24 protein-coding genes and 2 pseudogenes are annotated in these 21755 nt (G+C 56.0%); 7 read left to right on the forward strand and 19 right to left on the reverse strand.

Translation table 11 applies throughout. The annotated features are described in order from the left end of the window. Positions 1 to 272 precede the first annotated feature (272 nt). Positions 273 to 1004, reverse strand: coding sequence for a UMP kinase (gene pyrH, locus ACZ1HF_RS05505; RefSeq protein ID WP_472656557.1), 732 nt, complete (start codon positions 1002 to 1004; stop codon positions 273 to 275). Positions 1005 to 1116: 112 nt separating this feature from the next. Here pyrH and miaA point away from each other — a divergent pair, with 112 nt between their 5' ends. Beyond that, positions 1117 to 1989: a tRNA (adenosine(37)-N6)-dimethylallyltransferase MiaA gene (gene miaA / locus ACZ1HF_RS05510; RefSeq protein ID WP_472656558.1), complete on the forward strand. Its 873-nt coding sequence runs from the start codon at positions 1117 to 1119 to the stop codon at positions 1987 to 1989. A gap of 88 nt (positions 1990 to 2077) precedes the next feature. Then, positions 2078 to 2869 carry an AraC family transcriptional regulator gene (locus ACZ1HF_RS05515; RefSeq protein WP_472656559.1) on the forward strand — a complete coding sequence of 264 codons (792 nt, stop codon included), beginning with the start codon at positions 2078 to 2080 and terminating at the stop codon, positions 2867 to 2869. Between the two features lie 21 nt (positions 2870 to 2890). Here ACZ1HF_RS05515 and ACZ1HF_RS05520 read toward each other — a convergent pair. The 15 genes and pseudogenes from ACZ1HF_RS05520 to ACZ1HF_RS05590 all read right to left on the reverse strand — a co-directional run bounded on the left by ACZ1HF_RS05520 (position 2891) and on the right by ACZ1HF_RS05590 (position 14298). Continuing rightward, positions 2891 to 3851, reverse strand: a protein-coding gene (locus tag ACZ1HF_RS05520) for an IS630 family transposase (protein WP_472656335.1) whose coding sequence is annotated in 2 segments (ribosomal slippage) — positions 2891 to 3505 and positions 3507 to 3851 — 960 coding nt in all. Because the reading frame shifts where the segments join, the coding sequence is not laid out codon by codon here. Between the two features lie 80 nt (positions 3852 to 3931). Continuing rightward, positions 3932 to 6238, reverse strand: coding sequence for a glycosyltransferase family 2 protein (locus ACZ1HF_RS05525; RefSeq protein WP_472656560.1), 2307 nt, complete (start codon positions 6236 to 6238; stop codon positions 3932 to 3934). Then, a complete protein-coding gene (locus ACZ1HF_RS05530) occupies positions 6225 to 7265 on the reverse strand; it encodes a glycosyltransferase family 2 protein (RefSeq protein WP_472656561.1) in 1041 nt (346 codons plus the stop codon). The genes ACZ1HF_RS05525 and ACZ1HF_RS05530 overlap by 14 nt, the downstream gene beginning before the upstream one ends. 114 nt (positions 7266 to 7379) lie before the next feature. Further along, the gene (gene ureG / locus ACZ1HF_RS05535; RefSeq protein WP_472656562.1) at positions 7380 to 7991 is read right to left on the reverse strand and encodes an urease accessory protein UreG; all 612 of its coding nucleotides are present in this window, start codon (positions 7989 to 7991) and stop codon (positions 7380 to 7382) included. 76 nt (positions 7992 to 8067) lie between these two features. Next, entirely contained in the window at positions 8068 to 8697 is a 630-nt protein-coding gene (locus tag ACZ1HF_RS05540; RefSeq protein ID WP_472656563.1) for an urease accessory protein UreF, read from the reverse strand. Then, positions 8694 to 9178 (reverse strand): annotated as a pseudogene (locus tag ACZ1HF_RS05545) (urease accessory protein UreE). Before ACZ1HF_RS05545 ends, ACZ1HF_RS05540 begins: the two are co-directional and overlap by 4 nt. A 16-nt stretch (positions 9179 to 9194) precedes the next feature. Next, a complete protein-coding gene (locus ACZ1HF_RS05550) occupies positions 9195 to 9416 on the reverse strand; it encodes a DUF1127 domain-containing protein (protein WP_472656564.1) in 222 nt (73 codons plus the stop codon). 132 nt (positions 9417 to 9548) lie between these two features. Next, positions 9549 to 9848 carry a DUF4156 domain-containing protein gene (locus ACZ1HF_RS05555; protein WP_472656565.1) on the reverse strand — a complete coding sequence of 100 codons (300 nt, stop codon included), beginning with the start codon at positions 9846 to 9848 and terminating at the stop codon, positions 9549 to 9551. A gap of 109 nt (positions 9849 to 9957) precedes the next feature. Further along, positions 9958 to 11655, reverse strand: a complete 1698-nt coding sequence (gene ureC / locus ACZ1HF_RS05560) for an urease subunit alpha (protein ID WP_472656566.1) — start codon at positions 11653 to 11655, stop codon at positions 9958 to 9960. Positions 11656 to 11659: 4 nt separating this feature from the next. Further along, complete coding sequence (locus ACZ1HF_RS05565) at positions 11660 to 11965, reverse strand: hypothetical protein (RefSeq protein ID WP_472656567.1); 306 nt, start codon at positions 11963 to 11965, stop codon at positions 11660 to 11662. Further along, entirely contained in the window at positions 11962 to 12267 is a 306-nt protein-coding gene (locus tag ACZ1HF_RS05570; protein ID WP_472656568.1) for an urease subunit beta, read from the reverse strand. Before ACZ1HF_RS05570 ends, ACZ1HF_RS05565 begins: the two co-directional genes overlap by 4 nt. A 3-nt stretch (positions 12268 to 12270) precedes the next feature. Beyond that, positions 12271 to 13083, reverse strand: coding sequence for a cyclase family protein (locus ACZ1HF_RS05575; RefSeq protein ID WP_472656569.1), 813 nt, complete (start codon positions 13081 to 13083; stop codon positions 12271 to 12273). A gap of 55 nt (positions 13084 to 13138) precedes the next feature. Next, a complete protein-coding gene (locus ACZ1HF_RS05580; RefSeq protein ID WP_472656570.1) occupies positions 13139 to 13441 on the reverse strand; it encodes an urease subunit gamma in 303 nt (100 codons plus the stop codon). Positions 13442 to 13468: 27 nt separating this feature from the next. Then, complete coding sequence (locus ACZ1HF_RS05585) at positions 13469 to 14185, reverse strand: urease accessory protein UreD (RefSeq protein ID WP_472658988.1); 717 nt, start codon at positions 14183 to 14185, stop codon at positions 13469 to 13471. Next, positions 14122 to 14298 (reverse strand): hypothetical protein, encoded by a 177-nt coding sequence (locus ACZ1HF_RS05590; protein ID WP_472656571.1) that lies wholly within the window; start codon positions 14296 to 14298, stop codon positions 14122 to 14124. The genes ACZ1HF_RS05585 and ACZ1HF_RS05590 overlap by 64 nt, the downstream gene beginning before the upstream one ends. Positions 14299 to 14488: 190 nt before the next feature. On the opposite strand from ACZ1HF_RS05590, the gene pyrC reads away from it, so the two are divergent. Both pyrC and ACZ1HF_RS05600 read left to right on the forward strand, forming a co-directional pair. Next, the gene (pyrC, locus tag ACZ1HF_RS05595; RefSeq protein WP_472656572.1) at positions 14489 to 15532 is read left to right on the forward strand and encodes a dihydroorotase; all 1044 of its coding nucleotides are present in this window, start codon (positions 14489 to 14491) and stop codon (positions 15530 to 15532) included. Between the two features lie 24 nt (positions 15533 to 15556). Continuing rightward, the gene (locus ACZ1HF_RS05600) at positions 15557 to 16234 is read left to right on the forward strand and encodes an orotate phosphoribosyltransferase (protein WP_472656573.1); all 678 of its coding nucleotides are present in this window, start codon (positions 15557 to 15559) and stop codon (positions 16232 to 16234) included. Between the two features lie 366 nt (positions 16235 to 16600). On the opposite strand, the gene ACZ1HF_RS05605 is transcribed toward ACZ1HF_RS05600, so the two are convergent. The 3 genes from ACZ1HF_RS05605 to ACZ1HF_RS05615 all read right to left on the reverse strand — a co-directional run bounded on the left by ACZ1HF_RS05605 (position 16601) and on the right by ACZ1HF_RS05615 (position 18519). Next, a complete protein-coding gene (locus tag ACZ1HF_RS05605; RefSeq protein ID WP_472656574.1) occupies positions 16601 to 17179 on the reverse strand; it encodes a hypothetical protein in 579 nt (192 codons plus the stop codon). A 64-nt stretch (positions 17180 to 17243) separates the two neighbouring features. Beyond that, entirely contained in the window at positions 17244 to 18065 is an 822-nt protein-coding gene (locus tag ACZ1HF_RS05610) for a hypothetical protein (protein WP_472656575.1), read from the reverse strand. After that, positions 18052 to 18519: an ABA4-like family protein gene (locus tag ACZ1HF_RS05615; RefSeq protein WP_472656576.1), complete on the reverse strand. Its 468-nt coding sequence runs from the start codon at positions 18517 to 18519 to the stop codon at positions 18052 to 18054. The genes ACZ1HF_RS05610 and ACZ1HF_RS05615 overlap by 14 nt, the downstream gene beginning before the upstream one ends. Before the next feature lie 99 nt (positions 18520 to 18618). Between ACZ1HF_RS05615 and ACZ1HF_RS05620 the strand changes: the two genes are divergently transcribed. From ACZ1HF_RS05620 to istB, 3 genes and pseudogenes are all read left to right on the forward strand, one after another. After that, the gene (locus ACZ1HF_RS05620) at positions 18619 to 19272 is read left to right on the forward strand and encodes a TetR/AcrR family transcriptional regulator (protein ID WP_472656577.1); all 654 of its coding nucleotides are present in this window, start codon (positions 18619 to 18621) and stop codon (positions 19270 to 19272) included. 242 nt (positions 19273 to 19514) lie between these two features. After that, a pseudogene (gene istA, locus ACZ1HF_RS05625) lies at positions 19515 to 21081 on the forward strand (IS21 family transposase). Further along, positions 21014 to 21742: an IS21-like element helper ATPase IstB gene (istB, locus tag ACZ1HF_RS05630; protein ID WP_472656578.1), complete on the forward strand. Its 729-nt coding sequence runs from the start codon at positions 21014 to 21016 to the stop codon at positions 21740 to 21742. Before istA ends, istB begins: the two are co-directional and overlap by 68 nt. Positions 21743 to 21755 lie beyond the last annotated feature (13 nt).

The raw sequence follows: 21755 nt of genomic DNA on the forward strand, positions 1-21755 counted from the left end.
CCTCGTCAGGTCTTCTTGTTGCTGTTGCAGTTATATACCGTCAATCCAGCGGGATTGTATAGGTAGGTAAAATGTCAAGCGTCAGGCAAACGCGCGCTTCTTGTCATCGTAAAGGCTTCGGCGCTTTGCTTTTTCGATCGTCGGTTATCCGTGAAGTTGACCTCTAAATGCAATTCTTGCGCACGATTTTCATCCAGCTTGATGCCTGGTGACGGCACAACTTGCATCAGTGCCCCAAAATTTGAATGTACTTTCGTCTGCTGATGCGCACATCAATCCTGCACGATCGTATATTTTCCCTCACCGCCCATAATGCCTTTGAAGCCGCCCGGTTCATCAAGGGAGAACACGATAATCGGCAGATCGTTGTCACGCGCCAAGGCAATGGCCGAGGCGTCCATGACGCCCAGGCGCTTTTGCAGCACGTCATCATAGCTGATCTTCGGGTAATGCTTCGCATCCGCATGTTTCTTGGGGTCCTTGTCGTAAACGCCATCCACTTGTTTACCCATGAAGATCGCCTCGCACGCCATCTCATTGGCACGCAGCGCAGCCGCCGTATCAGTCGTGAAATACGGATTGCCGGTTCCGGCTCCAAAGATACAAACGCGCTTTTTCTCCAGGTGGCGGACGGCGCGGCGACGAATATAGGGCTCGGCCACTTCGTTCATCGTTATGGCCGAGATCACACGGGTATGGATATTCAGGCCTTCCAGCGCGCTTTGCATCGCCAGCGCATTCATCACAGTCGCAAGCATCCCCATATAATCTGCGGTCGTGCGTTCCATGCCCTGCGCGCTTCCCTGAAGCCCGCGGAAAATATTGCCACCGCCGATCACCATACAAATCTCAACGCCCATATCGTGAACCGTTTTGACCTCTTCGGCGATGCGTTCAACGGTGGGCGGATGCAACCCGAAGCCCTGATCGCCCATCAGCGCCTCACCAGAAATCTTCAGAAGAACGCGTTTATATGTGGTTTTTGAGGGGGCCTGACCGGTCATGCGCATAAGCCTTTTCGGTTTGGGTTGCATGTTGGGCGCAAAATGTCGGAAAAACGGTGAAGTTTCAACGGGTAAACCCGCCCTATTTCGCAAAGATTGCAGAAAGCACGCTATGCCTGTGCAGGACCTTACTATTCCCGCTGATCAGCCGATCCTGCTTGCTGGATCTACGGCCTCGGGCAAATCCGCATTGGCGTTGCAATTGGCAGAAACGCAAGGCGGTATTGTGATCAATGCCGATGCGCTGCAGGTTTTTGATTGCTGGCAGGTGCTCTCGGCCCGGCCCGATAAGGCAGACATCGCCCGGGCACCCCATGCACTGTACGGGCATGTGCCTTACCAGCAAGATTATTCTGTAGGCCACTGGCTGCGCGAGATTGAACCGTTCCTACACAGCACGCTTCGCCCGATCATCGTAGGCGGCACTGGCTTATATTTCACGGCGCTGACCGAAGGGCTGGCCGAGATTCCCGCAACGCCGCCCGACATCCGGGCCAAGGCAGATGCATTGTCCCACGATGATCTTCTGGCGATGCTGGACGATGCGTCTGCAGCACGGATCGATACGCAGAACCGCGCCCGCGTGCAACGCGCGTGGGAGGTTCTGCACAGCACAGGGCGCGGGATTGCGGACTGGCAGGACAATACGCCTCCCCCGTTATTGCCATTGAACGCCACAACGGCACTGGTTCTGGACGCCGATAAGGAGTGGTTGCTTGAACGGATCACACGCCGTTTCGGACTGATGTTGGATGCCGGCGCATTGGATGAGGTGCGCGCTTTGCAAGATGACTGGGATCCTGGCCGTCCATCAGCCAAAGCCATCGGCGCACCTGAACTGATGGCACACATTAATGGCGAAATTTCGCTAACTGAGGCAGAAAACCGTTCCATTATCGCCTCGCGCCAATATGCTAAACGTCAGCGTACATGGTTCCGGGCCCGTATGAAAAACTGGGTTCGTGTCCCTGCCCACACAGTATAGAAATGTTTTTCTCAATATTTGACAGAGGGTTGCGGGGGCTTTTAAATGTTAGATACACTAAGACAAACAAGTTTGGATTACTGACCATATGCTCAAGACGTCACTTCCAAAGGTGGAAACACTTGCTGCCGTGCAACGAAACGAAGCATGGCGCTGCGACAGCGCGCGCGCGCTTGAGCATCCGATCCTGTTCTGGATCACACGTGGTCAAGGCAAGTTCATGGTGAACTGCAAAATGCGCGGTGTCGGTCCGAACTCGGCTGTGTATATCCCGGCGCATACGTTGTTCAGCTACGAAATGTTTTCACAGTCTCAGGGTATGGTCGTCTATCTTCCCGAGGATGATATGATCTCGCTTCCCGAAGAAGCTGCAATTGTCAAAGCCAGCTCGGTGCAATGCCAAAGCGATATGACCACGCTAATTGATCTGTTGGTGCGTGAAATGGCGCATCCGCGCACAGGTCAACGCCGCGCAATTCGCGCCCATGCCACAATGATTGGCGTCTGGCTGGATCGGCTGCTGGCCGACCAACCCCAAGGCGCGTTGGGTAAATCCGAAAAGGTGCTGCAAAAGTTCAGCAAGGTGGTGTCCATCACCCAGAACTGCGGCAAATCTCTTGGTGAATTTGCCGATGATCTGAAAATCACGCCAACGCATCTGACACGCCTGACCCAAGGCGCGGTCGGCAAACCTGCTTCAACTCTTGTGCAGGAGCGGGTCATTCACGCAGCATGCGATGCGCTGATCCACTCGGATGAGCCGGTGCAAGACATCGCAAAACATCTGGGGTTCAACTCACCCACCTATTTCACCCGCGCCTTTCAAGCCCATACTGGCCAGAGCCCGAGTTCATTCCGCAAAGCACGGCGCACGCATTAAGTCCCCTAAAGCGTTTTGCATTTAATCTGAGGCGTATCCGGCGGCTTTGAGGAAGTTCCAGCATTCGTTTGGATTGAACATATTGCAGATATCGCCAAGAGCCTCGAACAAGGCATCGAAAGTTCTTGCTCCGATGCGGCGAAGGTGCGCTTTGAGTTTGGAGAAGGCCATTTCGATCGGATTTAGGTCGGGGCTGTAGGCGGGCAGGAACAGGAACCAGCAGCCTCGCTTGCGCATGGCTTCGGCGGCGCGCGGGCTTTTGTGGGTGGACAGGTTGTCGAGGATGACGACTGTTCCGGGATCAAGCACTGGAGCCAGCTGTGTGTCGACGTAAGTGTCGAAGGTAGGTCCGTTCATCGGACCATTGATCACCCAAGGAGCGATCAGCCCGTCTTGCGTCAGACCGGCAATGAATGTCTGCGTCCCCCATCTGCCAAAGGGAGCGGTGCCGTAGAGCCTCTCCCCGACTGGAGCTCGCCCGCGCAGGCGTGTGAGGTTGGTCTTCACCGCCGTCTCGTCAATGAAGACCAGTCTGTGCGGCTCCTGGCGCATGCGGGGCTGACGGCGCGTGATCCAGTCACGGCGGGCTTGACGCACCACGGGCCGATCACGCTCTGCCGCGATCAGTCCTTTTTTTATATGAAAGCCCGGCGCGATGGAGGGCGCGGTGCAACGACGATAGCTGAACGTCTACGCCATGTGTTTGCAGGAGGGCAGCAGCCAGTTCCTTGAGCGTGATATCCGGTTCGGCCTTCACGATCTCCAGCAGAAAATCCCGGTGCGGCGCAAGCTTGCCAAATTGACCAGACGGGCGGCCTTGAGGCTTGGGCGCTATCGCGCCGCGTTCACGATGCTCTGCCGCAAAACGGACCGCCGTCGCAGCGCTAACTCCAAAAAGCCGCCCAGCCGAACGCGCTGAGTTTCCCTTGGCAATGTAAGCGCAAATCCGTTCCCGAAGGTCCAAAGAGTAGGGTTTGCCCATGATCCACCTCCCAGAGGAAGTGAAGCACACAAACAGCTCCGTGTGAATCCCCCTTCGATTCAGATCAAACGCAAACCGCTTTAATGCGTGGTTTCCGCTTTTTCGACGGTGAAAAAGAAGTTTTCCGGTAGGTCTTCACGATCCACGATCTCTTGAGGGATAACCTCAGGGCCAGCCAGAAACACATTTGCGCCGAAATGCTTATGCAGCTGCGACAGACGCTCCATCCGCGGGCTTGTGAGCGCTTCATAGATATCTCGATATCCATCTATGGCCATTAACTCTGTGATCCTGGCCCGGTGCGCGGCCACACAACGCGCGTGTATAGCGGCAATGTCAGGATCAGACATCAAGCGGTCAAATTCAGCTTGCAACAATGAGCGTTTGGAAAGGATCGACAGATCTTCTTCCGCGTTGTTATTCATACGAAACCAGTAGCTGAGACCTTGATCACGCCCAACATGGTTAACCCTGCCGCGGTCACGCTTCACGAGGAAACTTTCCACCGAGCGGACCGCATAATGATTGAGCGTCACGAGATCATAGCCGTAAGTCGACACGCTGGATCGCCAGCCATTGCGCAACATAGACTTGGGCATGGACTTACCAGAGCCATTGACCCATTTGATCTGATCCCACAGATCAGGCTTCAGGCCCTTGGGGCGATGCACCCCGATTTTGCTGTACATACCTATATTTCGAAACAGCGTCTTAAACCCCCAAGCCTGATGGGGTTTACGGCAAAGTTGCGGGGCACATCTGGTGAATTGATCTGTAATGAATTCATCCTGAAATTCATGCGCATTATCATTTCCAAATAAACGCCAGGTGAGCGAAATCAGATTGGCCTGCCCCACGGCCTCATAGAGATCGCACAACAGCCCCTGCCCCACATGGATGTTGATATATTCATCCACGTCCATGCAAATTATCCAACCCGCATTCTTGAGTATCGGCTCTGCTTCTCCGGCCTGAAGGGCTGCATGCTGGGGTCTGACAATTGCGCCGGGCGATGTCGGTTTCAAACTGCGGTACGGGTTTTCACGATGCTGCAAATACCCCTTGGTCTGCAACAGATCGAGCATGTCGTCCGTGCCATCCGTACAATCATTGGAATAGACAAGGAAATCATCCACCCCAATCGCCCGATGATAGGCGATCCATTCCAGAATAAACGGCCCTTCATTCTTCATGGTGGTGATAATGCAGGTACGCCCTGCATCCGTTGCCTTGAGAGGCACACGCACCACTTGATTTGTTGGTGGTCGCACCGGTTTGTGTGCGAAACTGGTCTTAGATAATGCCAAAAGCCGTTTGTCTTCAACAAGCGAGGCTTTCGGCACGATCTCGGCCGTATTAGCCATCGGATGCCGGACGGCCATGGCCCGCAGGAAGGGAACGGTAACGGTCGAGTCCGTGTCAACATTGGTGATCCGGATCAGCCGCCAGATATTATCAGGCGTCAGCCGCGCAGGTGCTACGCACCATCGTCGGGCGATTTTGTCAGCATCAAACGGTTTGCAGATATGGTCGCCAAATGTTGGCATCTGACCCTGCCTGATACGCCATGGGTAAATTCGTTGCCCTGCCAGGCTTAGAACACCCGCTTTGCTGTCTTGAACCTGTGAAAACGGGTTGTCTTCGGGCAACAGAATGTCGCTTGGGTCCAGATTTATCACCGCACGGGCCGTGTTCAGAAATCGCCAGCGCACCAGCTCGAAAATGGTGAAGTGGCGTAGTGGGGACGCCCACGGGTCTGGCTCAAGTGCCCCCATTCTCGCCCTACCCGGCGCGTCAGGTGCATTGAACGGGTGCGCCGCTTCAGGCAGGTTGGGATGCCCTAATGGCATATCGCATTTCAGATGCACCAAACGTGCAAGACCAAGCTTTTCGGCCAATGCTTCTAGCTTACGTGCGAAACCTTTCTCACTGCCCGGTTTGGCCCGGTCTATCAACAAAACAGCCTGTAGATCATGGTGCTTGATGTGATGGCGCAACCATGTTTCCAGAAGCTCTATCGGCTCCCCATTGCGTTCTGTCAGGAAGGTATTTAAGCCCGCGAACAGATCCGTCTCGACCGGCTGCACATCCAGCTGCATGGGACCACTGGTCAGAGCCAGTGGGACAGATGCTGCAAGTTCCGGGTATGTTGCCGACAGCATCAACGCGCCGTTTATACTTCGAAGAGAGTTTGGCTTAACGCAGTCCTGTGGTGGATTCTGTTCAATCTGCTCGGCCTTGGTGTCGGCCAGAAAGCATATCCGTAGAGCCATGCCCGCATCGGGGTCGGACCAACCGACACACCCCAACACGGTGACATCCCCTTGCCGGGCGCAGTTCAGGGTACGACTGACATAGACAGGGTCTTGGTTTTTACGTTTTGGCATGGACCGCCTGATACATTTTGACCAACTCCAACGCCACTTTACGGTTTGGTGGCGTACTACCACCGGCCAGCAATAACCGGCCAAACAGGGCCAGTTCCGCATCATCTTTCATCATGGATTGAAATCGGGTTAAATGCCAGTCGAAGGCGTTTTCATTGGCTTCTGTGACGCCCGTGATCTGCATCAACTCTTCTAAAGTCGTCTGTGTAGCAGGCCGCATACGAGCGATAGAGCAATCCTCGACCGTATTGAAGTTCCGCTCAACCCAATAGGTCAGGTCAATCGGTTTATCGCGATGATTGGGCAGGCCCTGAGCGCGCTTGATCATGAAATCCGCAGCCGAGCGGACAGAATAATGGTTGAGCTGCACCAGATCACGCGCGATAGGCTGGCCCCAATGCATGATCTGGCTGTCATTTGCAGCCAACCTATGGGGGGCTTCCTGTCCTGACCCGTCAACCCAACGCGGTAATGCGTGGTGTTGTGTGTTCTTCTGACGGGGCCGATGCACGCCAAGCTGCCGAAATGGGCCATCTTTTCGAAACAGGGTTTTGAAATAGCAGCCGATAGGCGGAAACAGCAAATCCGACGGAGCAGCGTGTGTAAACCTCTCGGTCGTCGGGGTGGTTGACAGGGAGGTTTGGCCACTATGGCCAAACAATCGCCATGAAAGCAGGATCGCATCAGCATCGGCCTTCCTGATCAATTGAGGTATACTTGGCAAGCTTTCGCCTAAATTTATAAATTCATCACAATCGATGCAGGCAACCCAGTCTGCCTGCGCCACCTCCGGACGATCCCATGCCGCTTTCAAAGCCCGCCATTGCGGGGGCTTGTCGTCACCCTCCTGCCGGATATGGCTGACGATCCCGGCCTCTTGCAACAGATCAAGAAGCACATCCGTGCCATCTTCACAATCGTTCGAGTAGATCACGAACCCGGTTACGCCCGCTGCGCGGTGATGGGCAATCCATTCCAGCAGATGCGGCCCCTCATTGCGCATAGTGGTGACGATTGTGATTTTCATAAGCGCAGACTGCCGTTTATTACTCAGGTTTTCGGGGGCCAGCTTGCGCCAGCCCATACCCTATGTAACGGTATTAACTTAAAAGCTGAAACGATCCTTAACAGATACAATGTATCAAAGCCCGCCTTCACGTTTCAGAAACGTGACGATCTGTTCCACGCCAACATCAGATTTCAGACTTGCCATCACGAATTCCCGCCCTTGACGTGCGGTGGCCGCGTCACTTTGCAAAAGCTGCGGATCGACGCCCACGTAAGGTGCAAGGTCCGTTTTATTGATGATCAACAGATCAGATTTCGTAATCCCCGGCCCTTTCTTGCGCGGGATGTCTTGCCCGGCAGCAGTATCAATCACATAAAGCGTCAGATCGGCCAGTTCCGGGCTGAAGGTCGCCGCCAGATTGTCACCACCTGACTCGATGAAAATCACATCGAGGTCAGGGATATCCGCACGCAACTGCGCCACAGCCGCCAGATTTATCGACGCATCCTCACGGATGGCCGTATGAGGGCACCCACCGGTCTCGACCCCTTTGATACGTTCCAACGGCAGCGCCTGCGCCCGCATCAGATATTCCGCATCTTCACGGGTGAAAATATCGTTGGTGATCACAGCGACGGAGTGATCCTGACCCATCGCGCGGCACAATTTTTCGGTCAGTGTTGTCTTGCCAGCCCCTACCGGCCCACCGATACCCACCCGCAAGGGGCCGTTTGTCTTGCTCATGAAATACGTCCTGTAACTGTATATGCGGCATAGCCGCTGCCCATAAAGACTAGCTTCAGCACCCATAGAACAACCTTCATGTTCTGAAAATCCTGCTCTCAAGGGTTTCGTGCAGCATTGCGGCCATATCCGCACCAAATGCCGCTGTTTCGATGTCTTCTAAGCTGGCTTCAGCTGCCGTCCCGGCCACATCCACGATTGCCGGGTGCAAAGCATTTAGCACCCTTTGACCTTCTGTCTGGCCCAATGGGATAAACCTGACAGCGGCAGAGACAAGGTTCGAGGCGAACCCGTGCAAGTAAAGTTGTGCAACCTGTTCCGGCGTCAAAGCCAGCCGACGTGCAACCGTCCCAACCGCGACCGGAAATGCCATATCGGGCAGCGTGTCGCCATAAAGCGCGTTGGTCGTCGCCAGAAAGGCGTGGCCTTGGTTGATCGTCTCTTGCCACCGTTCGGCACTTGGGGCCAAGGCACGGGCCAGATCGGCCAAATCGTCGACATCTTGCCCTTTCATAGCATGAACCAACAAAATCGCGTCCGACAGCCCGGCACCATGGCGCAGTACAGCCTCAAGCCAATTTTTCAAGCTATCAGCGTCATACACATCGCCTGCCTGCATGGCCCATTCCAAGCCATGCGAATAGGCAAAACTGCCCACCGGGAATGCAGGTGACAGCCATTGGGTCAGAGTCAAATAATCGCTCATTCGTGGGAATGATCCAGGTCAGACGCTGTATGGTCGTGGCTATGTCCAAAGGTGCGACCATGCCCATAAGCGCCACCTTCTGGCGTAAAGGGCGCTGTGACAGTCTGCAAATCGGCACCAAGTCCCTTCAGCATTGCGGCCAGAACGTGATCATCCTGTATCAGCAAATGGTCGTTCGCAATTTGACAGGGCGTATGCCGATTGCCGATATGCCAAGCCAACCGGGTCAGATCACCTTGAACCTTCAGCAATTCCTCGTCCGCGGCACGTATCCCGATCAAGCTGTTATCTTCCAGCTCAAACGCGTCACGGTCCTGCAGGTTGGTCACTTCAGGCAGATCAACCAGAAAGTCACGCCCCCATCCGAGACAAGCCGCTTGCGCCGCAACAACCTGCCATCATAGGTCAGAGAGATATGATCCCCGGCATCATCCGAGCCGCCAAGCAAAACGCGTGTGGCTTTGATCAGCGGCACAGTCATGCCGCATCCTGAGTATTTACAGGTACAAGATGTCTTTGAAGACGTAGCGTGCGATATCTTCGCGGCGCAGGCCGATCTGCGCCAATTCCGCATCGGTCTTTGCGTTCAGCTTTTCCATATGTGCAAGGCGTGCATTGGCACTTGGCGACGTCATCATCGCGGCACCTAGTGCAGCAAAGAAGCTGCGAAGGCCGCCCAGAATATCGGTGCGGTTTTCGGTTTGTGTAATAAAGGCCATAACATGGTTCCAATCTGTCTAGTGGATATCCCCACCGGTTGATTGAAAAATATGTCATGATTGCTTCCATATCCAGATACATTTACGCATTCCCGCCATGCGCCCAGCGCAAACCACGCTTATAACACTTTGTTAACAATTATAAATCTGCGCGGGAAGTTCATACACATCTTCACCTGGTGTGATCATTTCAAAGACAATCGTATTGCCACCTTCCTGTTTTGCGCGCTCTTTCGCGGATTTTTTAGCATCCTGAATGCCTATATCCTTCAACGGCCCGTACACGCCCGGTTTGCCTGTGACCGTGCCAATAAAGGTGCAGTTCGCCACGTCATTTGCGCTGACTTCCTGCACGCCGGGGACTTCGTAAATCGTGGGGGTGCAAGCCGCCAGTGCGGCCACCGCGCCCAGAACTATCTGAATATGTTTCATATCGCGCCTCAACATTTGTTTTTCTATTACGCGCAGCATACCACGCCTGATGGGATATGCGGAACGGGTCCGCCATAAGCAGAGGAGTTCCGGCAAAGAATGTCCGATCTCAGAACATGAAATACCGCTGTGCCATAGGCAGCTCTTGCGCAGGTTCACATGTCAGAAGTTCCCCATCGGCACGGACCTCATAGGTTTCAGGGTCCACATCAACCTGCGGCGTCGCATTGTTCAGGATCATATCGGATTTGCTGATCTGGCGCGTGTTCTCGACAGCCACGCATTGTTTCGCAAGCCCAAGCGGTGCGGTATCAGCGCCCGCCGACGTAAAGATCACCGCCGAGTTTTCCACCGCACGCGCCATCGCGCCGAACATAGGTCGGGAATAAACCGGTTGCGGCGTCGGGATCGAGGCATTGGGATCGCCCATTTGCGCACAGGCAATGGAGCCGTCGAGCAACACCATCTCGGGCTTCACCCCGAAAAACGCAGGGTTCCAAAGGCATAGGTCCGCGCGTTTGCCGGGCTCGACCGAGCCGATATGTTTCGAGATACCATGGGCAATCGCCGGGTTAATCGTGTATTTTGCGATATAGCGACGAACCCGCAGGTTATCGTTCTCGCCTTGTTCTTCACTTAGACGCCCACGCTGTTTCTTCATCTTATCCGCCGTTTGCCATGTGCGGATGATAACCTCGCCCACACGACCCATCGCCTGACTGTCTGACGCAATGATGCTGAACGCCCCCATATCATGCAGGATGTCTTCGGCGGCGATGGTTTCCTTGCGAATGCGGCTTTCGGCGAAGGCCACATCCTCGGGGATGGATTTGTCGAGGTGGTGGCATACCATCAACATATCCAGATGCTCTTCCAGCGTGTTAACCGTATAAGGCATCGTCGGGTTGGTGCTTGACGGGATCACGTTCTGAGAGCTGACTACCTTCATAATATCCGGCGCATGACCGCCCCCTGCCCCTTCCGTATGGAATGCGTGGATAGTTCGGCCTTTGATGGCGTCCAGCGTGTTCTCGACAAAGCCACTTTCGTTCAGCGTATCGGTGTGGATCATCACCTGCACGTCCATCTCGTCGGCAACAGACAGGCAGCAATCGATGGCGCCGGGGGTCGTGCCCCAATCCTCGTGCAGCTTCATGGCGCAGGCACCGGCCTTAACCATCTCGACCAGTGCTTCGGGTTTGGAGGCATTGCCCTTGCAGGAGAAGCCGATATTCATAGGCACACCATCCACCGCCTGCATCATCCGCCCGATATGCCAAGGCCCCGGCGTGCAGGTCGTCGCCAACGTGCCATGGGCCGGGCCAGTGCCGCCGCCAAGCATCGTAGTCAGGCCAGAATGCAACGCGTCATCTATTTGCTGCGGACAGATGAAATGAATATGCGCGTCAAAGCCCCCGGCGGTCAGGATTTTGCCTTCGCCTGCAATCGCCTCGGTTCCGGGGCCGATGATGATGTCGACGCCGTCCTGCGTGTCCGGATTACCCGCTTTGCCAATCGCGTGGATCAGCCCGTCTTTCAGACCCACATCGGCCTTGTAAATGCCGGTATGATCCACGATCAGCGCGTTGGTGATGACAGTATCAACCGCGCCATTCGCCCGCGTCACCTGAGACTGCCCCATCCCGTCGCGGATCACCTTACCACCGCCAAATTTGACCTCCTCGCCGTAGGTCGTGAGGTCCTTTTCGACCTCAATGATCAGGTCCGTATCCGCAAGCCGCACCCGGTCGCCCGTGGTCGGTCCGAACATGGAGGCATAGGTGTCGCGGGGGATTTTTGTGGGCATTTCGTTACGCTCCAATACCGACAGCTTCTAACCTAAGCTGTAATTTCGTATCTTTACCCCAAATAAGCATTGGGCCGACGGTGATACGGTGTTTCACAACGTGGTTTAGGTAATCATAAACCTCTTGAGTCGAGTGCCCTTCTCGCAGCATTGATGTCACCTTATCTGCGTAGGCGTCGTATTCACCAGACGCACCCTGCTCATCGTTCACTCCAATCGGATCCCAGTCTTCCCAAAGGATTTTGCGAACTTGTTGTCGCTGCGTGCGCCAGAGAGTTTTCTCAGCCGGATCAGTAGGACCTATACTCACAACTTCCCCATTACCGCCTGATTGAACCCGTAGACCTCTCGCTTGCCACCCAAGGACACCAAGTTGACCTCCCGCCTTTGGCCCGGCTCAAACCGCACAGCGGTCCCCGCAGCGATATCCAGTCGCATGCCTTTTGCGGCATCGCGATCAAAGGACAGGCCTGCATTGGCCTCGGCAAAATGGTAATGTGAGCCAACCTGCACCGGGCGGTCGCCGGTATTGGCGACCTCCAGTGTCACGGCTTCACGCCCATTGTTCAGAACGATATCACCCTCGGCAACGATTACTTCACCCGGCACCATGATTTATACCATCGCAAAGATGCGGGCCGGGCCACCAGTGCCGCCCTTATGGGTCGGCGCGCCAACCACGAGCGTAGCCCCGGCCTCCGGCACCTGATCAAGGCCGGCAAGGTTCTCGATCCCGTAGCGCCCGGCTGGAAGCCATTCATAATGGGTCGCGAAATCTGGCGAAATCCCGTGATCCAGTGACAAAGTATCCACGGCAATCGCCGCCGCAGAGCTTTGTTCCAGCAACATTTGCGTCGCCTCTACGTGGAAGCCGGGGAAATGCAGTGTGCCTTCATCATCAGCATTGCGGAAATCCGGCGTTGCGACTTTCGACGCCCAGCCCGAATTCATCGCCACACAAGCCCGATCAGGAATATCGCCATTCGCATCAATCCAAACCTGCAAATCATCCGGTGTGACCTGTGCATCTGCGTCGCCATCTACTTTTTCCCGGATATCGACGACGCAAAGTGGTACGATCAGATTGCCCACGGGGATTTCATCCACCGAATTCCCATTCTCGGAAAAATGCAGCGGTGCATCAATATGGGTGCCCGTATGTTCACGTATTGTCAGGTCAAACAGGTTGAACTTGTGCTCATCCCAGTTGAATTTCTGGTCATAGGTGATCCCCGGTTCGTTGAAAAACGTCGGGAAATCTCCGTCATAGACATGGGTCATATCCATGACCGAGCCGTGACCATCTGCCAAAGCTGCGGGTGCTGCCCCAACAGTTGCAACGGCCGCCGCACCGGCCGAGACCTTGAACAAATCACGCCGCGACAGCATCCGTTCTTTCACCTTGTTCATTACACAGATGTCACACATTTTCATTCTCCCTTGTCATCATATTACCGGAAACATTCCCCGCCGTCATAACACCTTACCGGATCGGATGATGCACCGTGACCAGCTTTGTTCCGTCGGGAAATGTCGCCTCGACCTGTACATCGTGTATCATCGAGGCGATCCCGTCCATGCATTGTTCCGCACGCACCACATGGGCGCCGGCTTCCATCAGATCAGCAACGCTACGGCCATCCCGCGCGCCTTCGACCACGTAATCTGTGATCAGGGCAATCGCTTCGGGGTGGTTCAGCTTCACACCGCGCGCCAGCCTGCCACGCGCGACCATAGCCGCAACACTGATCAGCAACTTGTCTTTTTCACGAGGGCTCAGGTTCATGGTTTCCCTGTCATCTTTGCCAATCCTTCATATTTGCCACACACGGGGTGCCGCGCACCCCCTGAGATGTTCCAAAACCGTCACCAGAACGCAGCGCAAGGGCCACAAATCCTGCGCGGCCAACCTTAGGATAAGTTTGCCATCCCAAGCGCTGGCTGCAACCACAACATCCCCTTTCGGCAGAACCGCGCGCAATGAGCTAAGCGCATCCTCGGCATCGGGCGCAAAAAAGCCAAGGGTCGCAATGGCTTTTGCCTCACCCAAAAGGGCCGGGCTGACTGTGCCAATGCTTTCTGGCGTCAGTGACACTGGTTCTGCATAGATCAGCCGCCCTGCGCGATAGATTTTTCGGCGATCCGACAAACGCAAAGCGACAGGGTTTTCCCCCATAGCCTGACGCCCCAGCGCCAAAGTCTCGACGAACAGAAATCGTGCATCTTCGGCCAATTGCACCACAAGATCACGCCGAAGATTGGAATTCTCGAACAAAATGGTTTCCTGCGGCAACCAATCCAGCGCAGCCCCTGCCCCGACTGTAATCTGCGTTTCAATCACGCCTGCAGCGCCGGTGCTTTTATAGGCACGCTCCGCTGTTTGGGTCGTCGCAACAGCCTGCGCGCCGCCCCCAAGATCAACTTTGTAAGACAGCCTGTCACCGCCTGTGATCCCCCCGGCGGTGTTTAGAAAACAACTTCCGGCACGGGGCCATGGACACGCGGCAGCATCACCTTGGCCGAGCCTGATTGATGCAGCGTCGTCAGCCGCACGCTGCCCGCTTTCATATCCAGACCAACAGACGCATGGCCCTTGGTCCGTTGCAAATCAGGTGTCACAAAGAGATCGAGCATGCGAGCCACGGATTGATCAAAAACTGATCATCAACCTAACGACATGAGGCCAAGGTGCAATCATTCACCCCCGAATTTCCGTATTACCCGCGATGCTTACCCGTCATACGCCTAATTTTTAGACATTCGCATCATGACATCTGGCCAATCTCGCGCTGATTGGCTAAGCGATGGGCACTCATAGATGCGCGGATATAGCATGACCTCTTTGACCCTTCGCCGCCCCGATGACTGGCACCTGCACCTACGCGATGGCGCGATGCTTAGGGCCGTACTTCCGGAAACCGCCCGCCATTTCGCCCGTGCAATCATCATGCCAAACCTCGTGCCGCCTGTTGTTACTGCGGCTCAGGCCGCTGAATATCGCGACCGGATCATGGCGGCCAAGCCTGACAATTCAAAGTTTCAGCCGCTCATGACGCTCTACCTGACGGAAGACACGGACGTTAGAGACCTGCGCGCAGCGGCCGAGATCGGGCTGATCACCGCTGTGAAGCTTTACCCAGCCGGGGCCACGACGAACTCTGCCTCGGGCGTAAAGGACATGACCAAGGTCAAGCGCGTGTTGGACAACATGGCCCAAATCGGCCTGCCCCTTTGCGTCCATGGCGAGGTCACAGACCCGGACGTAGACATTTTCGACCGGGAAGCCGTGTTCATAGATACCGTCCTTGATCCGATCCGCCGCGACATCCCCGGCCTACGGGTTGTGATGGAACATATCACGACGCGTCAGGGTGCTGACTACGCACGCGACGGCGGCCCGGATCTGGCAGCCACGATCACCACGCATCATCTGGTGATCAACCGAAATCACATCCTGGCCGGTGGTATCAAGCCACATTACTATTGCCTTCCAGTGGCCAAACGCGAGGAACATCGTCTTGCCCTGCGCAAAGCCGCGACCTCAGGCGATCCGACCTACTTTCTGGGCACCGACAGCGCCCCCCATACGGATGCAAATAAGCTGCTGCCCTGTGGCTGTGCCGGGTGTTTCACCGCAACCAATACGCTCTCGATCCTTGCAGAAGTGTTCGAGCAGGAAAATGCCCTGAACCAACTCGAAAAATTTGCTTCTCTCAATGGTCCGACTTTCTACAAACTGCCCGTTAATGAGGACACGATCACCCTTACCAAAGGCGACCCCGTGGCCTACCCCGACCAAATCGCAACCGAAGATGGCCCGGTGACTGTGTTCGATCCGCAAATGCTCCTGCACTGGCAGGTTTCATCATCTTCCTAGATATCCTCAAACCTGAAGGTCGCCATGATCCCCTCCGCCTATCCTGACAAAGCCGAAATCGCCAAACTGTCCGCTGCGATGCTTCTTGAAATCGGTGCGGTGCATTTCAATGCCCGTGAGCTTTTCACCCATTCATCCGGCAAAAAGGCCCCGACTTATGTGGATTGCCGCAAGCTGATCAGCTATCCCCGCATTCGCGCCACGTTGATGGATTTCCTCACCTGTACCGTCATGCGCAATGCAGGCTTTGAGAGTTTCGACAACATTGCCGGGGGTGAAACCGCTGGCATCCCTTTTGCCGCCCTCGTGGCCGAGCGGATGGCCCTGCCCATGACCTATGTGCGCAAGAAGCCCAAAGGCTATGGCCGCAATGCGCGTATCGAAGGCACCATGATCGAAGGCGAGCGCGTCTTGCTGGTCGAAGATATGACGACAGATGGCGGCTCCAAACTGAGCTTTGTCGAGGCGATCCGTGAGACAGGCGCCAACTGCGCCCATACGGCGGTGATCTTCTATTACGACATCTTCCCCGAGACGATCCCGACCTTGCAAAGCCACGGCATCGCGCTGCATCACCTGTGCACATGGTGGGATGTTCTTGCCGTCGCCAAAGATCAACAGACATTCGACACCGAAACCCTGACAGAGGTTGAAGCCTTCCTGAAGGATCCTGTGGCCTGGCAAGAGGCCCATCAGGCGTGAACGCAGACCCTATCGTTGAACATCAGATGACTTTGGCCTTCACATCACAAACTGACCGAAGTTTGAGAAAAGTGAAAAGCCGCCGTTCTTGCAGATCGCGGTGAATGTCCGCTGTGAGCCCACTTTGACCGATGCTGCAGTTTGTTTGAATGGCTGCTTTGACGAAGGCTCGGCCAGTCGTCAGTTCAACGAACTCACGCTGAAGTCTAAACCAACTTCGGCATGAAATGAGTCATGATACCCGCGGGTCCGAACGGACGGTTGCAACAGTTGGACTTCAATGCTGTCATATCGAGAACTTGGAAAGGCTCGCGAGGAAACACTTCCCAGCGAGCCTCGGGGAGCTTGGCAGCCATAGGTGCTCACTTAGTCAACTTTGAAGTAAGCGTCAGCCGACATCTCGGTCGGCCGAACCTCGCATCGGTTCACATCGCCGCCGCCGTAACGCAGACGCTGACCATCCTGATCGACCATCACCAAATCCATGTCCATGCAGTCCGATACGATAAACGGCGGGCCATTCACGCAGTCTGCCACTTCGACGGCGACTCCGATTTCAAGTGGGCAATCGGCCATGTTGAGAGCCTCCCAGATTTCGGGCGCATCGACAAAGATCTCAACGCGCGAAAAGTCGTTTGTCATGTTGACTTCCATCGCACCTGGAACTTCCGTCGATGCACCCTGTGGGTCCCAGGGGCCGCTGGAATGGTACTTGAACAGAGGCATTTGCAGCGCCTCGTCCGCAAAGATTTCGAAGATCAGGTCTTGTGCCGTTTCAGTGAAGACCGTTGTCACTTGCAGATATGCAGTGCCGCCATCGAGGGCGGGCTGTTCACCTATCCCGGTTTTCCATGTGCCAAGCACATCGTCAGGCGTTGTTGCAAATGCAAGCGTTGGTGTCAGTACACCTATGCAGAGTGCGAGAATTGAGGTCTTTAGAGGCATTCTATTGTCCTTTCAGAGGTGGAGTTAAGACCGGCCGCGCATGCGTGAGCGACCGGAGGGAGTGTTATCCCAGAGGGATCAGGGGCAGGCCCATCAGGGCTTGTGCAAAGATGGCGAATGTCAGAATGGCATAGCCGAGTGCGGCGATGCGGATGGTTCGGACGGCGCTAGGCGCTTCTCCGGCACGACCAAGCCAAAGCGCCAGAAGGGGCAGCGCCTGCATGGCGTGCAGCGATGCGAAATGTGCCGGGCGCAGGTCACCGGTGACGCCGGACCATCCGACCAGCGGTAGGGTTGGCGCGCCGTCGGGGTGCAGGCCGACAAATCGCGTACTCCCAATGCTCATGTAGCCCGCTACGATCATCGTCAGCACGAAGGTCAGAAGAAAGCCAAGCCAGATCGCTTCGCGCAGCGCAGGGCTGAGGGATGCAGCCTGATCGCGCTTGACGACCCAGCCGACCACGGCTGTCCCGATGACAAGGGCCACCGCGCCTACCGCCATGACGGTCGTGTACATCAATTCGGTAAAGGGCGTGGACAGGTTGAAATGCGATGCCTCTCCGCGACCGGCCTGATAAATCATGTAGCCCATCTCGGACAGAAATGCCGCCGCCATGACCCAGCCCGTGATTTGCATTGTCCAGCCGTCGCGGGCCGGGGCCGACAGCCGGGTTTCGACCAAGGCCAGAGTTCCGAAGAGCAGCGCGAAACTCAGCGCGAATTTGAGCGGCTTCATCCAGACCGGGACGCCTTCAATCAGGCGGGGGTCCACAAAACCCCAGAGAACGGATAGGGCAGCAAGGACAATTGCCACAACAGTCAGCGAAGTGAATTGGGTCGGCGCAGGGGCCGGAACAACGGGCAGGTTGGTTTCAAGCAAAGACATAATGCGTTCCTTCAAGGGATTTGGTTTGTGTCGGAAGACGCCGGGCACGCAGGCCCAGCTCGGTCAGGGCCGCGATCAGAAAGCCAAGCGGCCCAAGCATGAAGGTCGATAGCAGGATTGGTGTCTGAACCAGGCGGCCGACGCCAACGCGATCCATTCGGGCCGCCATCACCGCCCCGATGAACAGATCAAAGGCGAGAAAGTGCACCCAGGCGGCAAGCAGCGCCCAGTCGTCGGCCAGAAGCGTTGCGACATTGGTCAGGCTATCAAATCCCCCACCCATGCCTGAGAAGCGGCTGAAGATCAGCGCGGCATAGACGGCAGACAGACCTGCGGGGATGATCCATAGCGGAAGTGCGTTGAGCCATACGAAACGCCTGGGGCCAAGGATTAGCAAAGCCCATCCAGCCATCGCGGCGGTGCCAACATGAGAAAAGAGAAGTTCTGGGGTCATTTTATATCACCACTGGAAATTTCCACTGGTAATTTATTGAGTGCGATCTCTTGCAATGTCCAGAAGAAAAATTTACATTGGAAACATGGAGGCACTAGTATGCTGAAAGAAAACAAGAAAAAATATCATCATGGTGACCTTAAAGTGGCTTTGGTCGAGGCTGGTCTGGCAGATCTTGAGGAAAAAGGGCTCGAATCTGTATCGCTTCGATCCATCGCGGGGCGGGTCGGGGTCAGCCATACAGCGCCCAAAAACCACTTTGACGGGCTACGTGGTCTGCTGACCGCGATGGCGACAGTCGGGTTTCTACGACATGCCGCCGAAATGCAGCGCGGCGTCGAAGATCATCCCCCGGGCAAGGCCCGCCTCGACGCGGCGTGCAACGGATACGTGCGCTTCGCTTTGGAGAACCCTGAGTTGTTCAAGCTCATGTTCACGAGCCGTTTCCACCTTTCAGAGGATGACACGTTGAAGCGAGCCGGTTGGGCAAGCTACAGCGTGTTGCGCGATGTGTCCCATGGTCTGGACTGGGATAAGGCGAAGGCACCGGGCGGACCCTGGCGTACCGAATGGATGCTTTGGAGCCTCGTGCATGGCTACGCAATGCTGCTGATCGACGGTGAAATCCGGCGCGAAGATGATGGTGCTCCACCGTTCAGAATGGACGAGATCATGCCCGGCTTTGGCTACCTCCCAGATGTTACCGACAATCGGCCAGAGCCGTTTCAGGGTCAGCGTCGGGGCGAGAACTGATATTTATAGATCTTCGACAGATTTCCTTCAAACGTGGTAAGGCCCTGGCGTTGGGGCACCTTCAATCATCTCTCGTCGATCCCGAACGGCGGACGACAGCGCCTCGAATGCTGCTCTGATCCAAGGGCTGTGAACAGGCATGCAAGATTGACCCCAGTATTGGGGTAATCGGCGTCCAAAAGTGACCCCCCTGATATTTCTGTTCAAATGCTTCCTCGAGGTTTTGAGGGAGCAGATTAGGGATGTTGGTTGTGGAGACGATTGCGAAGATCCGGCGGGCGTATTTCATTCAGGGGAAGTCGATCAAGCAGATCTGCCGAGAACTGCGCGTGTCACGGAACACGGTGCGCAAGGTGGTGCGGTCGGGTGCGACAGAGTTCAGCTATGACCGTTCGACCCAGCCCCGGCCCAAGATCGATCCGTGGCGGTCCGACCTGGATTGGATGCTGGCGGAGAACGCGCGGCAGCCAAAGCGCCAACGTTTGACGTTTGTCCGGGTTTACGAAGAGCTGCGCAACCGGGGCTATGACGGCAGTTACGATGCTGTACGCCGATATGCGGCCAGTTGGTCGAAGGCGACACGAGAAGCATCGGCTGCAGCTTATGTGCCACTGAGCTTCGATCCCGGCGAGGCTTATCAGTTCGACTGGAGCCATGAAGTCGTTCTGATCGACGGTAGTGACCACGACGGTAAAGGTGGCGCATGTGCGTCTGTCTCACAGCAGAATGCCATATGTGCGCGCGTATCCTCGTGAGACCCAAGAGATGGTGTTTGATGCCCATGATCGGGCGTTCGCTTTCTTTGGCGGTGCTTGTGCGCGGGGCATCTATGACAATATGAAGACGGCGGTCGATGCGATCTTTGTCGGCAAGGATCGGGCCTATAACCGCCGGTTCCAGCAAATGTGCGGCCACTATCTTGTCGAACCTGTCGCATGCACCCCTGCATCAGGCTGGGAGAAGGGTCAGGTCGAGAATCAGGTGGGTGTGATCCGTCGCCGGTTCTTCGTCCCGCGTCCAAAGTTCAAGTCCTATGCGGAGCTGAATGCCTGGCTGGAAGATCGATGCCTGGCCTATGCGAAGGCAAACAAGCACCCGGAGATGCGGGACAGAACGGTCTGGGAGGTGTTCGTCGAGGAGCGCCCGAGCCTTGTTCCTTACATTGGCCCGTTCGATGGATTCCACGCGGTCCCGGCATCAGTGTCAAAGACCTGCCTCGTGCGGTTCGATAAAAACAGGTACTCGGTCGATGCCCGTGCCGTGGGTCGGCCCGTCGAGATCAGGGCCTATGCCGATCGGCTGGAATGCTGGCAGGACGGTGGGATTGTCGGCAACCACACGCGTGCCTTCGGGCGAGACAAGACGATCTTTGACCCATTGCATTACATACCAGTTCTGGCCCGCAAACCCGGCGCTTTGCGCAACGGTGCGCCCTTCAAGGAGTGGGAGCTGCCGACCCCGATCCGGCGCGTGCAGCGCAAACTGGAACGCCAACCCGGCGGCGACCGTCAGATGGTCGATATCCTGAGCGCTGTGCTGACGGATGGAATCGGTGCTGTTGAAGCCGCTTGTGCCGAGGCGCTGTCGCACAACGTCCACTCTGCCGGTGTTGTTCTAAACATTCTGGCCCGGCACCGCGAACCACCGCCACCTTTGACAATTGCCACCCCGGACGCGTTGCAGCTCTCGTGTGAGCCCGCTGCAAATTGCGACCGCTATGACAGCTTGAGGAGACAAACATATGGAACGCTCAGACGTGATCGACGCGATGGGGAAGCTGAAGCTCTACGGAATGAGGGCCGCCTATGACGAGATCCTGACCACAGCCGTCAAACGGCAACACGAACCCCAACAGATTATCGGCGATTTACTGACCGCCGAGATCAGCGAGAAGCAGGCCCGCTCAATCAAATATCAAATGACCATCGCCAAGCTGCCGCTGGCCAAGGAACTGGAAGAGTTTGACTTCGAAGCGGCTGAGGTCAACGAGACCCTGATCCGTGATCTGGCCACCGGCGACTTCCTCGATCATCAACGTAATTTGGTCCTGATCGGCGGCACTGGAACCGGCAAAACCCATCTCGCTGTCAGCATCGCTCGGGCCTGCATCCGAAACGGGCGTCGCGGACGGTTCTTCAATGTCGTCGATCTGGTGAACAAGCTCGACGCAGAAGCCCGCGCAGAAAGACAGGGGCGAACCGCCGACCTCATATCCCGTCTCGACTTCCTGATCCTGGACGAACTGGGTTATCTGCCCTTCGCGCAGACCGGCGGCCAGCTACTGTTCCACCTGATCAGCAAGCTCTACGAACGCACTTCGATCATCGTCACCACCAACCTCGCGTTCGGGGAATGGCCGAGCGTATTTGGGGACGCGAAGATGACCACCGCACTGCTCGACAGGCTCACACACCATTGCGAAATCGTCGAAACCGGAAACGAAAGCTGGCGCTTCAAGAACCGCGCATAACGCCAGACCCGAA

The organism is Litoreibacter sp. GN1-5, assembly GCF_055693805.1.

Coding starts and splice junctions, on each gene's coding strand:
- pyrH (WP_472656557.1), bottom strand. CDS start 1,004: ATGACCGGTCAGGCCCCCTCAAAAACCACATATAAACGCGTTCTTCTG.
- miaA (WP_472656558.1), top strand. CDS start 1,117: ATGCCTGTGCAGGACCTTACTATTCCCGCTGATCAGCCGATCCTGCTT.
- ACZ1HF_RS05515 (WP_472656559.1), top strand. CDS start 2,078: ATGCTCAAGACGTCACTTCCAAAGGTGGAAACACTTGCTGCCGTGCAA.
- ACZ1HF_RS05525 (WP_472656560.1), bottom strand. CDS start 6,238: ATGCCAAAACGTAAAAACCAAGACCCTGTCTATGTCAGTCGTACCCTG.
- ACZ1HF_RS05530 (WP_472656561.1), bottom strand. CDS start 7,265: ATGAAAATCACAATCGTCACCACTATGCGCAATGAGGGGCCGCATCTG.
- ureG (WP_472656562.1), bottom strand. CDS start 7,991: ATGAGCAAGACAAACGGCCCCTTGCGGGTGGGTATCGGTGGGCCGGTA.
- ACZ1HF_RS05540 (WP_472656563.1), bottom strand. CDS start 8,697: ATGAGCGATTATTTGACTCTGACCCAATGGCTGTCACCTGCATTCCCG.
- ACZ1HF_RS05550 (WP_472656564.1), bottom strand. CDS start 9,416: ATGGCCTTTATTACACAAACCGAAAACCGCACCGATATTCTGGGCGGC.
- ACZ1HF_RS05555 (WP_472656565.1), bottom strand. CDS start 9,848: ATGAAACATATTCAGATAGTTCTGGGCGCGGTGGCCGCACTGGCGGCT.
- ureC (WP_472656566.1), bottom strand. CDS start 11,655: ATGCCCACAAAAATCCCCCGCGACACCTATGCCTCCATGTTCGGACCG.
- ACZ1HF_RS05570 (WP_472656568.1), bottom strand. CDS start 12,267: ATGGTGCCGGGTGAAGTAATCGTTGCCGAGGGTGATATCGTTCTGAAC.
- ACZ1HF_RS05575 (WP_472656569.1), bottom strand. CDS start 13,083: ATGTGTGACATCTGTGTAATGAACAAGGTGAAAGAACGGATGCTGTCG.
- ACZ1HF_RS05580 (WP_472656570.1), bottom strand. CDS start 13,441: ATGAACCTGAGCCCTCGTGAAAAAGACAAGTTGCTGATCAGTGTTGCG.
- pyrC (WP_472656572.1), top strand. CDS start 14,489: ATGACCTCTTTGACCCTTCGCCGCCCCGATGACTGGCACCTGCACCTA.
- ACZ1HF_RS05600 (WP_472656573.1), top strand. CDS start 15,557: ATGATCCCCTCCGCCTATCCTGACAAAGCCGAAATCGCCAAACTGTCC.
- ACZ1HF_RS05605 (WP_472656574.1), bottom strand. CDS start 17,179: ATGCCTCTAAAGACCTCAATTCTCGCACTCTGCATAGGTGTACTGACA.
- ACZ1HF_RS05610 (WP_472656575.1), bottom strand. CDS start 18,065: ATGTCTTTGCTTGAAACCAACCTGCCCGTTGTTCCGGCCCCTGCGCCG.
- ACZ1HF_RS05615 (WP_472656576.1), bottom strand. CDS start 18,519: ATGACCCCAGAACTTCTCTTTTCTCATGTTGGCACCGCCGCGATGGCT.
- ACZ1HF_RS05620 (WP_472656577.1), top strand. CDS start 18,619: ATGCTGAAAGAAAACAAGAAAAAATATCATCATGGTGACCTTAAAGTG.
- istB (WP_472656578.1), top strand. CDS start 21,014: ATGGAACGCTCAGACGTGATCGACGCGATGGGGAAGCTGAAGCTCTAC.